The organism is Nitrobacter sp. CN101, assembly GCF_055390255.1.
Genome location: NZ_AP038833.1, coordinates 2,446,650 through 2,462,030 on the forward strand (window position 1 = coordinate 2,446,650; position 15,381 = coordinate 2,462,030).

Below are 15,381 nucleotides of genomic sequence, written 5' to 3' on the forward strand. Positions count from 1 at the left end.
AACGGGGATGCCGGCCGGGATCAGGTTGTTTCGCGCTGAATCTCGGAGCCGACGGGCGCCGACCCGCCTGTCGGCATTGGCGCCGGCCGCAGCCCGATCAGTTCGGCGCTACGGATACGGGCATTGCGCCAGAATGAAAACTGGTTGATGCGCGATGTCTCAAGGATAGCAATGGCGACGGCCGACAGGAACGGCAGGCTCTGGAGCATCAGCACGCCTGCAAAAATGTAGATTTCGGTGACTTCCTTGTACTGGTTGGATGCGATCAACACCGCGGCCCCGACCAACAGGAGAACGCCGATCACCGCCTCCCAGAATGCTTGAAACTCAATCGACATCCGCGACAGCCCGCCCTTCGAGGTCCGGGCGAAGGCAAGGTGCTCCGTGATAAGTCCCTGTGCGACCGCTCGCGATACGGTCCACTGCACTGACATGGCCGCTACCATCGCTCCCAACATCTGCGCAGTTTTTATCGGCACGCGAAGGCGGTACAGCGCCAGAAAATGGAGCAGAGACACAACGAACGCAGCGATGATTGGTAATGTCAGGATCTTGTCGGGGATGGCGATGTCGGCGAAGGCGACGATCGGCACCCAGATCAGGTTCAGGATCGCAACCACGACGCCGAGGCTTTCAGCGCCCAGCCAGTTGAGCCAGCCCAGGGTAAATTCGCGCTTCTGTTCTTGCGACAGGCGGCTCGCGCCCGGCAGAAAGCGACGCCAGTGCTTCTTGACGATCTGGAAGCCGCCATAGGCCCAACGATGCCGCTGCTTCTTGAAGGCTTCGTAAGTGTCCGGGAGCAGGCCGTAGCCGTAACGGGTGTTGGTGTAGTGCGTGACCCAGCCATGCTGGGCAATCGCGAGCCCGAGGTCAGTATCCTCGCAAATCGTGTCTCCGGCCCAGCCGCCGGCCATGTCCATCGCGGCACGGCGGATCAGACACATCGTGCCATGGACGATGATCGCGTTGGCTTCGTTGCGCTGGACCATGCCGATGTCGAAGAAGCCGGCATATTCTCCGTTCATGACGTAGTGCATCAACGAGCGGTCACCGTCGCGGTGATCCTGCGGCGCCTGAACGAGACCGACGCTGGGATCGTTGAAGGCTGGCACCAGATCCTTCAACCAGTCGGACTGCACCACATAGTCGGCATCGATGACGCCGATGATCTCGGCGTCAGCGGCGGTGCGCTCCATGGCGATGCGCAGCGCTCCCGCCTTGAAGCCCTCAACCTTTTCGGCGTTGATGAACTTGAATCGTTCACCAAGCGCGCGGCAGTGATCCTGGATGGGTTGCCAGAAGGCTGGGTCGGGTGTGTTGTTGATGATGACGACGCATTCGAAATTCGGATAGTCGAGGCGCGCGACCGCGTCGAGCGTCTGCTTAAGCATCTCGGGCGGCTCGAAATATGCGGGCACGTGAATGGAGACCTTGGGCAGCGATGCGTCGGTGGCCGCCTGAACGGCCACCGCCTCCTTGGTAATCAACCGCCGCGGGCGCTCACCGAATGCCACAGTCGCGATTTCCTCGATGCGGGCCATCGCGATCAGGATCAGCGGTACAAGCAGAATCAACCCGAGCATTAGCGCGAAAGCCGAGCCCAAAACGAAGTAATGGCCGGTCCAGTAGGCGAAAACCGTCGCAACCCAGGCGCCGACGCCGTTGGCGGCAGCCGACAGCAGCACGGCTTGCATCACGGTGGGACGGACGAGTCGCAGAATGGGCAAGGACAACAGGACGCCGATCAAAAGTGCGATGCCGGCAAGTTTCCAGTAGGCTTCATTGACGACAGGGCCGCTCCAGGAAAATTTCGGTTCGCGATCCGCGTTGAGGATGCCCCAATACGGGCCGACGCCACCTTCGAAAAACTTCCAGGGCTGGTCGATGGCTTCGACAATGTTGTATTCCATGCCGATCGACTGGGCCTTGGCCACGAAATTGCGAAGCGTGGCCGCCTGCTGGAACGGGCCAGGATCGGCGCTCTTGAGATTATATCCGGCGCTCGGCCAGCCGAACTCGGCGATCACGATCCGTTTGCCGGGAAAGGCGTCGCGCAGCTTTTGATAAATGATGAGAGCCTGATCAACGGCCTGCTTGCTCGAAAAGCCTTCCCAATAGGGCAGGATGTGTGCGGCGATGAAGTCGACCGACGATGCAAGTTCAGGATGCTCGAGCCAGATGTTCCAGATTTCGCCTGTCGTAACCGGTATATTTACGGAACCTTTTACGCGCTGAATGAGCTTGATGAGATCTGAAACCTTTTGGTCGCCTCGATAGATCGTCTCGTTGCCGACGACGATGCCATTGACGTTACCGTTGTGTTTGGCGAGATCGATGGCGGCGAGCATCTCGCGCTCGTTACGCTCGACAAACTTATCGATCCACGCGCCGACCATGACCTTGAGGCCGAATTCATTGGCAATGGGAGGCACAAGCTCCACGCCGCCGGTCGACGAATACAGGCGGATCGCGCGGGTCAGGGGCGCCAGCGCCTTCATGTCGGACCGGATTTTCTCGCCGGTAGGGATATTATCGACGTCCGGATGAGCGGTGCCTTCGAAGGGCGCGTAGGAGACGCTGCTCAGAGCACCCTTGAAGTCGGGAGCCTGCTGTCTGTCCTGAAGAACTCCCCAGAGTGCAGCATGTGCAGCGGTCACAAGTACTAGAACGGCGACGACGGCGCGCATCGCGACTAAACCATGAGGGGGCGTGCCTGCCAGAAATGCGGACCTGCCCCTAGGTCCGACCGACACATCAGCAGACATAACTCTGCGACATGATTTTACAACTGGTATGACGCCGTGGCGTTTTGAGGGCGGTTCCGCGCTTTAGCCTCGAAAATCCTGAATCGTTCTTGGCGGTCGCGGCGGCAATTATTTTTTCGGCGCGGCGGGAGCTGGAGCGGGCTTCGACGGGGGGGGAGTCACGGGTGCGGGATTAGCTGGCGGCGAAGAAGCCTCAGCGCCAGACTCGGACGGTTGTGCATCCGGATTGATCCAGCAGGTATGAACGCGGCCGCTCAGCGCATCGGGGGCCTTCGGGTCAATAGGTCCGAACCGGACCAGACAACGGAATGCCGCCTGGACATGTCCACCCGGGCATCCAAAGCGATCGTAGAGATCGAGATGACGGAAGGCCGTATCCAGGTCATCGCGCCACATCAAATGAACTACGCGGCGGCCGAGCCAGACGCATTCCGGATTTCCCGCCGGACCATCAATGACGCGCGCGGCTTCGACGAATTCGTCGGTTTTGCGCTGACTGTCTTTGGCGCCGTCGGCTCCATTTGTCGCACTCCCCGCAGCTGGCTTGTTTTGATCCTGGGCTCGAAGATCGCCGCTTTGCGCGATCGCTCCGCCGATACTGAACAGCAAGGCAAAGCCGGGAACGGCAAGACCACGCAACAACGCTTTCTCAAACCCAAACAGCACTCGACGCATGAAAGTCCCCCGACTCTTGCCCGCCGCAACCGCGCAATCAGATGACGGGCAAATTGGTCCCCAATGCGGCGAGGTGCCCCGGTCGCTTCTCAGGATTCCCAAATGACGGAGATTTTGGATTTTGTCCAGCAGACGAGCGGCTTGACTGCATCGGGGTAACACGTGGCCTGAATGATTGTGGTCGGAAGGCGGCTCCTCTTGGCAGAAAGGCCCCGACAAGCTAATCGGACGACTCTTGCGGAGGATAGGGCCGATTTCATTTCGTACGCCACTGGCGCTTCTCATCATTTCGCTAGGCCTGATCGCGGCAGTGTGGTGGTGGCTCGCCGCGCCGATCCAGCTTGCGCGAGCTCCGATCGACCCGGCAGCGAAACTGGAATGCGTGTCCTATGCACCGTTCCGGGGTCAGCAGACCCCACTGGTCGCCACAACCGAGATTGCGCCTGAGCAGATTGCTGAAGATCTTGCCCAATTGGCCAAGATCTCGAAGTGCGTCAGGACCTACTCGATCGAAAACGGCCTCGACCGGCTGCCTGCTCTTGCCAAGAAGGTTGACCTGAAGGTCATCCAGGGCATCTGGCTCGGCAATAACCGGCTGAAGAATCTCGCCCAAATCAACATCGCGATCCGTCTTGCGAAGGAATATCCCGACGTCATCACCGCGATCGTGGTCGGCAACGAGGTTTTGCTGCGCGGGGAAATGACGGCCTCCGATCTGACCGCGAACATCCGGCTGGTGAAGTCACAGGTGACGGTGCCGGTGACCTATGCGGATGTCTGGGAATACTGGCTGCGCAACCGCGAGGTCTATGACGCTGTCGATTTCGTTACCATCCATATCCTGCCCTACTGGGAGGATTTTCCGATTCGCGCGCGTAACGCAGCCGCGCATATCGGCGCCATCCGAAAGCAAGTCGCAGCGGCCTTTCCCGCCAAGGAAATCCTGATCGGCGAAACCGGCTGGCCGAGCGCCGGCCGGATGCGGGAGGGCGCGCTGCCCTCGCGGGCCAATCAGGCGCGTGTGGTGTCCGAAATTCTCGACATGGCGCAGCGCGAAAAATTTCGCGTCAACCTGATCGAGGCCTACGACCAGCCATGGAAGCGCCAGCTTGAGGGCACGGTCGGCGGCAACTGGGGCTTGATCGAGGCCACCCGGCGTATGCTGAAATATCCAGCCGGCGAACCCGTCCGCAATTTCCCACTCTGGAAGATCCAGATGGCCACGGGTATGGCATTGTGTGTCCTTGTTTTCGCGGTCGCTATGCTGACGTTGCGGCGGAAGCCTTGGAAACCGCGGTGGATGTCCTGGATCGCGGTCGCGGTCTCGGCGACCTCGGCGGGAATCCTGCTCGGAGTTGCCGCAGACAAGCTGTGTCAAGAGAGTTACGGACTAGGCAACTCGCTGCGCTGGGGTCTGCTGCTGGCGGCGGGAGTGGTCTCTCCGTTGCTGGGTGCGAACGCCCTGATGTCGGGACGTGCGCTGCCGACGTTCGTCGAATTGATCGGCCCCCGCCCGGGCCGCACCCGCTCGGTGCTGACGGTGATGCTGGGAATCACACTGCTCGTAACCACCTTGATCGCGGCGGAGGCGGCGCTTGGCTTCGTCTTCGATCCACGGTACCGGGATTTTCCCTTCGCTGCGCTGGCAATGGCCGTGGTGCCGCTCTGGGCGTTGGCATGGCTCAATCGTCCGCTCGTCGGGGTTCGACCCGTCGCGGAATCGGTTTTTGCCGGTCTGCTGATGATTGCTGCGGTTTATGTCGGATTTAACGAAGGTCCGAAGAACTGGCAGTCGCTTTCGACCTGTCTGATCTACGCCGTGCTCGGGATTACGCTGTGGCGGGCGCGGGCCGCGCAAACCCCAGAATAAGCAGGCCGATTGCAAGACCCGAAAGGCCGACATTATAGAGTACGATTCCGACGCCGGCGGCGACGAGCCCCGCGGTCAACAGCACGATCGATGGCCGGATCACGTGCAGCACTGCGACGACCAGCGCCGTAATGCCGAAGACATGGTTGCGAAACAGATACGTTGCGACGCTCCGGCCCCTGCACAGCATGGTTTGCAGGCCAGCGTCGCAAGCCAGTGATACCGTAGACAGCTCGATCGCAAGGTAACGAAGATAGAGCGCGTAACCGACGCTCAAGAAGCCCACGATCAGCAGCCATTGCACCTGATAAGGCGTCAGTCGGAACGGATCTTTTTTCATCGCGTGAATATGATCCGGATCTGTGGACCCCACAACCCGAAATCCAGCCCTTGCCGGATGCATCAGTGTGAAACGGCAGAACCGAATGTCGACGGCTTTGGCGGCAGGGGCAAGGGCGGGGGTGGAGCCGGTGCTTCGACGTTTGTCGACTTCCGGCTATGCCGATGTCGCGACGCGTGTGCTGCCTTCGGCCTTTTTGTTGCGAGGGCAATATCGTTGTCTTTGCTGTCTTCGAGCAGGCGCTGGCCGTCGAAAACGGCAGTATCGCAGTTTCTGCCGTTCTCGGATAGCACAGCGCATATCCTCGCCGCGGCTGCCGCGTCGGCCAGCGGCCCGGCGACCAGACGCATCTGCGTGCCGCTCCCGTTGTTGGTTTCCTTCAGCACGATGATCGGATGCAGCGGAGTCAGTTCTTTTGCCTCTAATTTCAGAAGGCCCTGCCAAAGCGCTCGCAAACCTTTGATTGAACTCGCGCTTCCGAGATCGACCCCGAAATCGGTGCGCGGCGCCGGAACGGGGCTAGGGTATGAATGTGGCTGCACGGCATCTGCGATCGTAGAAATGGAGGCAGCTACGATTTGCGCTTTCTTATGATCAAGGTTTCGCTCGGGTTCGGATTCGGTCCCACGGGTTGCCGTTTGATCTTGTCCGCGAGGTAGTGTTGCGGGCGGATCATGTGCGGCCGGCGCGGGTTGTGCTGCGGCTTCAGGCGCGATGGGTGTCGCAACCACCGTGGATAACTCCTTTCCATGCGTGGTCGGCGTGAACGACGAATCTGCGGTGGGAGAGGGTGTTGGCTGAATGTTTGCGGACCTCGATGAAGCATCCGCGGGGGAGGAGGTGGCGACCAGGGGCTTCACCGCCGCTGCGGTGGTGGAAGCAACCGGTGCAGAGAGAGGCGCATCCGTAGAAGCATTTCTGGTTGTCGATGCGTCTAAGCCCGATGAGTCCGGTTTTCTGGCTGGATCGGGCTCGATGATCGGCGGCATGGAGGCCGTAGTCGTTACGGCATCGGATCCTCGCGCCGCGTTCCGGCTAATGGAGCCGGTGACGGACTCGAATCCCTGTTCGAGCGCGGCGATACGGGCAAACAGCCGGTCGCGATCACCGTTCAATGTGTCGATAGCGGACGAAAGTCGTCTTATTTCCTTCTTGGCCGCTTCCGCAATCTCCAAATGCGACGATTGCTTTACGAGATCGGTGGCGACGACTTGGTGTGGCCGGATACCGGCACCGGAATTGTAAGCCAGGAGAGCGACGATTACGGCCCCGACTGACCCGACGCCCCAGAATCCGAGCCGCCATAAAGCGCGGCGGTCGAATCCTTCCTCTTCGGCAAGAAAGCCGCCCGGCCAGCCACCGCTTTCGTTGGCCTGCACGCCTTCGGCTAAACCATTCTGATTCTTCGCCATAACGATGACGCCGGGCCCCCGCTCCGAATCATGTCTGGATGTTAACAGGAAACCTGCTCGATCTCAGGGAGGTTGGCGGTTTTCACTTTCGACAAAAAAAGCTTAATGACGGCGACGCTTGATGCGCTAACCACGAGAACGAACACTCAAAGCCTTCTGCAACAGCTTAGGCTGGCTCACCCACCTAAAAACGTCTGTTGTTTGGAAACGGTATTTTCCAGCGGTGGCTCACCGCGCCGGGAGTGTCCTTCCCTTGTTAGGACTGCCGGGCGGCGGGCAGGGCGTCGTTGCTCCAAAAATCGAGACACCGCCACAACGCGCGTCAGGCCGCCCCCCGCGCGTTAGGCGCGCGCTCAGGACGATGGCGGACGCCATCTCTCGGATTCCCGTTCTTGGGGAGATCACCGACCGACCAATCGAAAGGAGGAAAGCTGACTGACGGCCGGCCTCGCCGCCCGGCATTGCGGCGTTATTTCACATCATGAAATAGAGGAAGACTGAGAATGACTAAGAAAATTGACCTCACCGATATCATTACAAATCTCGAACCTGGCGAAACGATCGCCGATTACGTCGAAGAACTCGCCGACAGCATGGAGGCGCACGCCGAAAACGCTCTAGGCGTAACCGATTCCAAGCTTGCAATTTTGGCCCTCCGCCGACTCGCAGCGAGTGTCTGATGTTCGGCGTGAGCGACCCTCAAAACCCCGCTCCGGCGGGGTTTTTGTAACATCTCTGTAGCAAATGCGAGAAGTCGCTGCGGCGCAGTGGTTTTTGATGGGTGAATTTGGGGATATCGGAACAGACTCCCGAAGCCCATCGCAACCCGTCAAAATTGCTCGCGTCAGGTCATTCCAATTCGGAGTTACACCATGAACGACATTCTTCTCACTGAATCCGAGGTCGCGGACTTTCTCGGCAAGTCTACCATCACGTTGGGCCGCTGGCGTCGTCAGGGTTACGGACCGAAGGCTGTCCGTGTGGGGCGCTCGCCGCGTTACACGCGCCAGAGCCTGGCGGAATTTATGAACGCCAACGGCATCGCACCGGGCGGTAAGTCCGCTGCATAATGCAAAAACCCGCACGCTGGCGCGGCGGGCTCTTTGCATCAACGAGTAGATAGGAACACGCAACATGTATATCGAAAATAAGAAAACTGCAACGCAATCCGATAGCCCGTTTCCCGCGCAGCTTCCGTTCCGGCTCACTCTGCACTACTCGCGCCACCATGCTCCGGACTATTTTGAGTTCGAGATCTCGACGGCTGACCCGGAAATTTCCGCGGCCGGAGACAAGTATGACGCGTTCTCCAGTCTGCGTTTTGAACCTGGCACGCCTCGTGAGCGTGTAATCCGCGCGTGTTTGCACATGCTCTGTGACCCGAACCGGCTTAGCCGAAAGGGGCATCGCCGATTGACGGACAATCCGGAATGGCGGCGATGCCACAAGATGAGCGACGCCGAACTTTGGCGGCTGGCGATGAGGGTGATTGAGCCGGAAACGACCGGGCAGCGAGTGCATTGTGATGCATAAGCACCTTTTTTCCGACCTTCCCGACGATCCGCGCGCCGCTGCTGTAACTCTGGCGCGGCGCGGGTTTTCAGTGTTCCCATGCAACCCCGCCAACAAGGCTCCGCTCACTCCGAACGGATTTCACGACGCTTCGAGCGATGTGAGCGACGTCGCTCGAATGTTCAACAAGGCTGGGTCCGGGGTGATGATCGGTTTCCCCACCGGTCTCGTCAATGGCGTGATCGCGCTCGACGTCGAAACCATTGAAGGGCACGACGCCGATGGCGAGTCCGACCTTGCAGCTCTTTCAGCGGAAGGCTTTCACGTAACGGATAGCGTCTGCCAGGTTCGCACGCGGAGCGGCGGAAGGCACATCTATTTCCGCTGCCCACCTGGAGGACGGTCAGGTTTCAAGTTCAAGCGCAATGGAATCGAGGTGCGCGGCGATGGCAACTACACCATCGCGCCACCTTCGGTCTATTTCACCGGCCAATTTTGGGAGGTGATCCAGTGACTCGCGAAGACTACTTGAAGAACATTCCGTTCGCGCCCGACTGGATCGCGAATCCGCCGCCCGAGATCAAAAAGGGAAGCGCCAAGCGTGGAAATCTTGAAGTGGCGCTCACGCACCGGGATGATGAGTCATCATCCCATGCCCGGGCAGTGCTGGACAAACTAGCTGGCGAACTTGCGCGCGAAACTCGCGGTGGACGGAACGACTTGCTCAATAGGATCGCCTTCACTTTGGGCGGATTCATTGGTGCGGGTGCGATCGAGCGCGCCGAGGTCGAGGCGGCGCTGACAAACGCCTGCCACCGCAACGGCTTGGTGAAGGACGACGGAATCTCCTCCGTCGAGAAGACGATTGCCAGCGGCATCGGTAGCGGCATGTCGCGTCCGATCGTTACGGAAGATGCGGCAATCTCCGATGAAGACATCGACCCGCCCATTGGTACCGCCCCGGCTACCCTCAAGCGCGAAAAGTTCCGCGTGACGATGTTCGATGACATCGAGGACAACGCGAAAAAGGAATGGGTTGTGGAAGGCTTCATTGCCGCCGGGGAGTTTTCCTATGCGGTCGGAAAGCCCGGATCGGGAAAGAGCGCCATTTTCACGGATGCGGCCTGTCACGTCGGCGCTGGCATGGAATGGCACGGCCGCCCGGTCAAGAAAGGCCTGGTTGTTTATCTCGCGGCAGAGCGCGGCCCGACCACGCGCCGTCGCATGATGGCGTTCCGTAAGCACCATGGAGTGTCCGGGGTTGCGGTGGCCATTATCGAGGGGGCGGCCGATCTCACGAACGGACTGGCGGACGCAAATCACATGGCAGAGATCATTACCGATCTCGGAAAGCATCACGGACTGCCCCCGGTCTGGATCATTGTGGACACCCTGTCCCGCACCTTCGGCGGTGCAGATCAGAACAAGGCCCAAGACATGGGCAAGTTCGTCCGTGCCGTCGATACGATCATTGAGAAGACCGGAGCCCATGTCACCGTCATTCATCATACCCCTTGGGAGCAGGAACGGGCCAAGGGCGCAATCGACCTGGACGGCGCTGTGGATGCCTCCTTCCTGGTGAGGAACAACAACGGTCGCTACACGCTGCGCTGCGATGGCGGGAACGATCAGGAAGAGGGTCTGATTGCGGCCTACACCATGAAGTCAGTCGTGGTCGGAACCGACGAGAACGGGAAGGTTACGGATGCGCCGGTTGTCGTTCGGGATGAGGCGGCAACTGATTTCGACGATGGCGATATCAAGTTGAGCAGCAAAAAGCAGCCGCTCGCTGTCCGGTTGTTTGAAACCGCGATCAGGGAGAAGGGAGAGGCTAATCCCGTCGATGGGCGGACTGCGGTTCACAAGTCCGACTTGAAGGAAATCATCCTCCGGGAGCAAAGGAGGGGTTCAAACGCCACGGATGCTTCGAGAGAGTCTATGGTTCGCAGGATCATTGGCGATATTCAAAAAAAGGCTGCGGACAAAATCGGTGAGTATTTCTACCCGAAGGCCGCGAACGACAACATTAAAGATGAGCGAACCGGTACCGCGTAACAGCGAACAGCGTACACCCCCCTAAGGGGGGTGTATTGTACTGTTCGCATGTTACACTTTGAGGATACCCCGAACAAAAATACAGCGAACATGTTCGCGAACATGTTCGCCAAAGGTGTTCGCTATCGTAGGCGCGGCGATGTTTGCCGCTGGCATGACGTTCGCGAAGCTGGTCGGGGGGGGTGAGACCGGCCCGTATAAGCGGTGAATGTCCTCTTAGGCCCCCATAGCAGACCTTTGCCGCCGCCGGTTCGACTTCAGCTTTTGACCCGGAGGAGAAATTCGCGCATGCCAAAGCAACGAGCCCTTCATGCGGCTTGCAGCTGTCATTAGCCATTCCGGTGCCACACGAAGATTTGTGCAGCACCGTGGCGATATCGCTTTAGCCATACACGAACGTCATCACGCATTCATACCGCTAAGTTTCATGCTGCTGGTTGGCTTCAGCTTTGTCTTTGTTACGCAGGAGGTTGTCATGAACCGCGATCCGAGGGCATCCAGGGTCTTGTTACTCTCTTGGCTCTCAACACATGCGCTTGCACGCACGTGCTCTCCGCAACAGGAGAGACGAGGAGACAGTCTCAAGATCAAAAAAGGAATCACCGGATTACTGCTTGGGACGGTATTTGGAGCATCCCAAATCGCGATTGTCCCGGCTCACGCCGATGAAGCACAATTGCAGCGACAGATCGACGACATGAAGCGGCAAATGGAAGCAATGCAGCGGGAGCTGGCGCAGAACAGGAAGCAGTTGGCTCAGCAGCGTGTAGGCACGGCGCATCCCCAGGCAGGCGCAGCGCATACGAACGCAGGCGCGGCGCCATCGCAGATCGTTACGGCGCGCAATGGCAATGAAATCATTATCCCGCCGCCGCAACCTGGGGCATCGATGCCGGTCAAGGGTCTACCTTACTGGTTCGATGGCATTCACGTCTCAATGGCCGGGTCCTTTATCTCGCTCGACGGAGCGTGGCGCCAACATAACGAAATATCGAATGGCGCGAGCGATCCGCCGTTCGCAAATCCGGGAATCCCGCTGCAAAATTCGGCGCTCTGGAACCAAAGGGAGTTTCGGATGAGCGCACAGCAGAGTCGGATTGCCCTGAACGTGAATGGCGACATCGATCCGAAGCAGCACTTGAAAGCCTACTACGAAATGGATTTTCTCGGCGCCTCAACGGATGCAAACAACCGCGAGAGTAACAGTTTTACTCCCCGCATACGTCAGTTATATGCCCAGTACGACAACGACATTTACCACATTCACGCTGTTGCGGGACAAGCATGGAGTCTCCTGACTCAAAATAAGGTCGGTATGCTTCCGGGCACCGAAAACGCGCCGGTGACCATCAACGCTCAGTACGTCCCGGGCTTCGATTGGTTGCGCACCCCTCAGGTCCGGTTGGTCTACGATTGGGACAATCTTGCCTGGTTCGGTTTGTCGATCGAGGAGCCGGCAATCACGTTCCCGGGTGGCGTCAGCGCCGGGACCGTTGCGCCGCCCGCGCCGATTGTCACAAGCATCAACAACAATTGCAACGGTGCGTCGCATCTCAACGGTACGGCGACCTGCTCGAACGATATCGCGCCTGATGTCATCGAGAAGTTTGCGCTCGATCCGGGCTTCGGTCACTACGAAGTCTTCGGCTTGCAACGGTGGTTCAGCGATCAGGTCGCAATTTCGACCATTCCAAACAGCTGGTCGCAGAAGACCACGTTCGCATGGGGAGTTGGCGGTAGCGTGTTGTTGCCCGTGATTTCGAAGGTTCTCGATCTGCAAGGCAGTGTCATGTACGGTCAGGGCGTCGGCCGTTACATGTCGAGCCAGTTGCCCGACGCCGTTATTGGACCGAACGGGTCGCTGACGCCAGTCACCGGTCTGTCATTCCTCGTGGGGGCGGTAGCCCATCCGATCAAAGGCAATGACATTTATGTCTATTATGGCCAGGACCGGAGCTACGCCAATTCGTGGACCGTCGCGGCCACACAGGGCGGTTGGGGAAATCCGAATTTCATCAACAACGGGTGCTCCAGTCAGAATCTGACTGGCGGCACGCTTGGTACCTTCAACACGCCCATCGCCGGTTTCACCTGTACCTTCGACGTTCAGAAGGCACAGGAGTTCACAATTGGATTCTGGCAGGACCTTTACAAAGGCGCGATTTGGGGCGCGTCAGGACCGGGCTGCAGTACGAATACGTGAAGTTGACCGCATTCCCGGGGCTCCCTACTGGGACAGGCACGCCAAACGTGGGGCTTACTCCCAGCAACAACATCGCCTTCTTCTCGCTTCGTTATTATCCGTTCAACTGAGCTTGGGCATCTTCAAGGGCACTACCGTCACCGTCGCGACCGTAACCGAGCGCGCGTGTCAGCCCCCGATGTGGCGTGGTCGATCATCTGCGAACTCGCGCAACATCCTCCATTTCTCAGCTATTGACCAACAAGCGGACATCGCAAGGTCCAAACGCGATGCACAAAGGTAAAAAGGTACTTCCAGACGGTACCCGGGTAGCGGGTGACGCGCAACTGCCAGATAGCGGTAGGTACAAAAAAATAAAAGTAGGTTGTTGTTCTTACGATCGAGGCCGACAGCGGTGGTGCGAGCGATTTAAAGACAACTGAAATGGGCTCCATTTTGATGGCGCCATGGGCGATCCTGCGTACAGATTCATCAGCGCAGTTTCTGAAAATGCCTCGCTATCATCCTTACGATAGAACCCAAGGTCCTCTCTACCTTCGGCCGCTCAACCCTCGCGCGCAGCGCGCATTGACGGTTCCGACGAACGCAGTGTCGGTGGCCAGATTGCTGTTCTCTCTGCTGAAGGCGAATGGCCGATCTTATGACGAAGTTGCCGAAGCGTCAGGAATTTTGAGAAGCACTCTGAAGTCTTGGCGGCACCGCACGGCACCAACTTACTCCTCAATCGAAGCGTGCTTCAATGCAATCGGCTGGCACTTTTTTCCGTGCCCGAAGGTAGAGACTCTGCCCAGTGAAATCGCGGCAGACCTCGCGCGACTCGCCGCGAAGATGAAAGCCGACCTCCCTGAGGTGTGGTCAGTACTGGGAGAACTTGCGGCTGATCAAGCATTCCTTCGTGAACGCGCGAAGGAGCGCATTGAAGCGCGCGAGGCTGAGCGCGTCGCATTACGAAGCGCCCGCATCGCCAGCCGCGCCGCGAATGACAATGTGAAGCGCCACCGTCGTAAGAGCGTCGCTTAAGGGTATCTCGAATAGACTCGTCGAAACGATCCAATCGAGCACAATGCGCGAGTTGCTTTTCTCCACTCGAAAGCAACTTTCCTCGTTTGAACCTAACCCGGCCGGTGGTCTTGATTTCCCCACCGACCGGGGGTGGTTCGAAAGGCTCGAACTTCCCATGTTGAAAAAACTCAGTCAGCGGAAGAGCGCTGCATATCTCGACCTCCCGGCCAGTACGTTCGCCGGCCACGTCCGAGCAGGTCGTGGTCCGCGCCACGTTGCACTTCGTGGCATCAAACTTTTTGAGATCGGCGATCTCGACGAGTGGCGCAACGCCCGCACGGTGGAGGGTGCACAATGATGGCCTATCCCGACGAACGTCCCCTCAGCGATTTTTGGACCGATCATCAGCGCCGGACCCATGCCCGCGAAGTTGACCTCATCATTGCCAAACATCGCGTCGTTTTCGAGCAAGCCCGGCTTGCCAAAGAAGCCGAACGGCTGAACCCTATTAAGGAGTACCTCTCATGACCCGGAAAGAATCCATCCTCCGTGACCTGAAAAGCGCCTCAGTGCGGCTCGCGACAGCGAAGCAATCTCTTGACGATGCGAAGCACCTGTACCGCGCCGGAATGGCCAGCGATCCCGTCTTTGCAGCACACGTAGTGGCTGGAGCCGAAAGCGAGTGGAACTGCGCGTGCGCAGCGTACCTGAGCTTCAAGGGCTGACAGGCATGCCCCGCAAGAATGCGATCCGCGCTGCCAGGGATGCATCTCAGGCATATGCCGCGACCCTGCGTCGCTTGACCACCGCCCAGGCGCTTCACTCGCCTGACACGCTGGAACTATCGGCCGCCGAATACATGGCCCGCAACAACCATCATCGCGCAAAGCGCGAACTCTAAGAGGCAACCAATGTCTATCATCACTAAGCTTTTCTCGAAGTCTTCGGTTATTACTTCCGACATGATCCGAAAAGAGATCAGCGAGGCCGAAAGCAAGCTCGCTGACCACCGCGCCAAGATTCAAGCTGCAAACGTCAATGTGGCCCTGCTTTCTGACGAAGCCCACGTGCAGATCGAGAACGAAATCGCCGTAGACCGCCGCGCCATCACGCGGCTTGAGGCACGCGTATCGCATCTGAATGACGAGCTGCCCAGGGTGGAAGCGGCCGAAGCAGCGGCTGAGGCCGCAGCTAAGGACGAAGCTCTGCGAAAGCGCGCTGAGGTATCTCGGAATGCGAATATCGTCGAGAGTAAGAAGCTCTTGACCGAGTTTGACAAGCTGGCATCCCAGATGGGCGACGTTCTCGCGCGCCTTAACGAGGTCGCCGACGAAACGAATATTGTGAACCAGGCGCTACGGCTGAGTCCCATCGCCGAGAGCATCACCTGCTACGAGACTCTGTACCGCAAGCACCCGGCCGGACATTACGAGTTCCCGTTTTCCGCGATGGTGATCCCCGCCGCCTTCACGGGTGGCAAGCAGCACTGGCCTCGGGCATAAGCGAACCTGCGCATCCCGTCGAAAATCGGCGGGGTGATGCGTGAC

At 58.8% G+C, this 15,381-nt stretch carries 17 protein-coding genes; 13 read left to right on the top strand and 4 right to left on the bottom strand.

The features are described 5' to 3' along the window. Positions 1-20: 20 nt before the first annotated feature. Positions 21-2,687 (bottom strand): glycosyltransferase, encoded by a 2,667-nt coding sequence (locus ACZ5IL_RS12265; RefSeq protein WP_464591782.1) that lies wholly within the window; start codon positions 2,685-2,687, stop codon positions 21-23. Between the two features lie 186 nt (positions 2,688-2,873). Then, the gene (locus tag ACZ5IL_RS12270; RefSeq protein ID WP_464591784.1) at positions 2,874-3,440 is read right to left on the bottom strand and encodes a beta-1-3, beta-1-6-glucan biosynthesis protein; all 567 of its coding nucleotides are present in this window, start codon (positions 3,438-3,440) and stop codon (positions 2,874-2,876) included. Positions 3,441-3,675: 235 nt separating this feature from the next. Here ACZ5IL_RS12270 and ACZ5IL_RS12275 point away from each other — a divergent pair, with 235 nt between their 5' ends. Continuing rightward, on the top strand, positions 3,676-5,310 hold the full coding sequence (locus ACZ5IL_RS12275) for a glycoside hydrolase family 17 protein (RefSeq protein WP_464591786.1): 1,635 nt from the start codon (positions 3,676-3,678) through the stop codon (positions 5,308-5,310). Here ACZ5IL_RS12275 and ACZ5IL_RS12280 read toward each other — a convergent pair. Together ACZ5IL_RS12280 and ACZ5IL_RS12285 are read right to left on the bottom strand one after the other, a co-directional pair. Next, positions 5,270-5,650, bottom strand: a complete 381-nt coding sequence (locus ACZ5IL_RS12280; RefSeq protein WP_079447045.1) for a hypothetical protein — start codon at positions 5,648-5,650, stop codon at positions 5,270-5,272. The genes ACZ5IL_RS12275 and ACZ5IL_RS12280 overlap by 41 nt on opposite strands. 62 nt (positions 5,651-5,712) lie before the next feature. Continuing rightward, positions 5,713-7,062, bottom strand: a complete 1,350-nt coding sequence (locus ACZ5IL_RS12285) for a hypothetical protein (protein WP_464591788.1) — start codon at positions 7,060-7,062, stop codon at positions 5,713-5,715. A gap of 503 nt (positions 7,063-7,565) precedes the next feature. On the opposite strand from ACZ5IL_RS12285, the gene ACZ5IL_RS12290 reads away from it, so the two are divergent. From ACZ5IL_RS12290 to ACZ5IL_RS12345, 12 genes are all read left to right on the top strand, one after another. Next, complete coding sequence (locus tag ACZ5IL_RS12290; RefSeq protein ID WP_464591790.1) at positions 7,566-7,742, top strand: hypothetical protein; 177 nt, start codon at positions 7,566-7,568, stop codon at positions 7,740-7,742. Between the two features lie 192 nt (positions 7,743-7,934). Then, positions 7,935-8,132: a helix-turn-helix transcriptional regulator gene (locus tag ACZ5IL_RS12295; protein WP_464591792.1), complete on the top strand. Its 198-nt coding sequence runs from the start codon at positions 7,935-7,937 to the stop codon at positions 8,130-8,132. A 64-nt stretch (positions 8,133-8,196) separates the two neighbouring features. Then, a complete protein-coding gene (locus ACZ5IL_RS12300) occupies positions 8,197-8,595 on the top strand; it encodes a hypothetical protein (RefSeq protein WP_464591793.1) in 399 nt (132 codons plus the stop codon). Beyond that, positions 8,588-9,088, top strand: a complete 501-nt coding sequence (locus tag ACZ5IL_RS12305) for a bifunctional DNA primase/polymerase (protein WP_464591795.1) — start codon at positions 8,588-8,590, stop codon at positions 9,086-9,088. Before ACZ5IL_RS12300 ends, ACZ5IL_RS12305 begins: the two co-directional genes overlap by 8 nt. Continuing rightward, entirely contained in the window at positions 9,085-10,629 is a 1,545-nt protein-coding gene (locus tag ACZ5IL_RS12310) for an AAA family ATPase (RefSeq protein ID WP_464591797.1), read from the top strand. The genes ACZ5IL_RS12305 and ACZ5IL_RS12310 overlap by 4 nt, the downstream gene beginning before the upstream one ends. Positions 10,630-11,326: 697 nt before the next feature. Next, positions 11,327-12,832, top strand: coding sequence for a hypothetical protein (locus ACZ5IL_RS12315; RefSeq protein ID WP_464591799.1), 1,506 nt, complete (start codon positions 11,327-11,329; stop codon positions 12,830-12,832). 423 nt (positions 12,833-13,255) lie between these two features. After that, on the top strand, positions 13,256-13,852 hold the full coding sequence (locus tag ACZ5IL_RS12320) for a hypothetical protein (RefSeq protein WP_464591801.1): 597 nt from the start codon (positions 13,256-13,258) through the stop codon (positions 13,850-13,852). Between the two features lie 43 nt (positions 13,853-13,895). Continuing rightward, positions 13,896-14,192: a hypothetical protein gene (locus tag ACZ5IL_RS12325; RefSeq protein WP_464591802.1), complete on the top strand. Its 297-nt coding sequence runs from the start codon at positions 13,896-13,898 to the stop codon at positions 14,190-14,192. After that, the gene (locus ACZ5IL_RS12330) at positions 14,189-14,362 is read left to right on the top strand and encodes a hypothetical protein (RefSeq protein ID WP_464591804.1); all 174 of its coding nucleotides are present in this window, start codon (positions 14,189-14,191) and stop codon (positions 14,360-14,362) included. The genes ACZ5IL_RS12325 and ACZ5IL_RS12330 overlap by 4 nt, the downstream gene beginning before the upstream one ends. Further along, positions 14,359-14,559, top strand: a complete 201-nt coding sequence (locus tag ACZ5IL_RS12335) for a hypothetical protein (RefSeq protein ID WP_464591806.1) — start codon at positions 14,359-14,361, stop codon at positions 14,557-14,559. Before ACZ5IL_RS12330 ends, ACZ5IL_RS12335 begins: the two co-directional genes overlap by 4 nt. A 5-nt stretch (positions 14,560-14,564) precedes the next feature. Further along, positions 14,565-14,735, top strand: coding sequence for a hypothetical protein (locus tag ACZ5IL_RS12340; protein ID WP_464591807.1), 171 nt, complete (start codon positions 14,565-14,567; stop codon positions 14,733-14,735). A gap of 10 nt (positions 14,736-14,745) precedes the next feature. Beyond that, on the top strand, positions 14,746-15,336 hold the full coding sequence (locus ACZ5IL_RS12345; RefSeq protein ID WP_464591809.1) for a hypothetical protein: 591 nt from the start codon (positions 14,746-14,748) through the stop codon (positions 15,334-15,336). Positions 15,337-15,381: the final 45 nt, after the last annotated feature.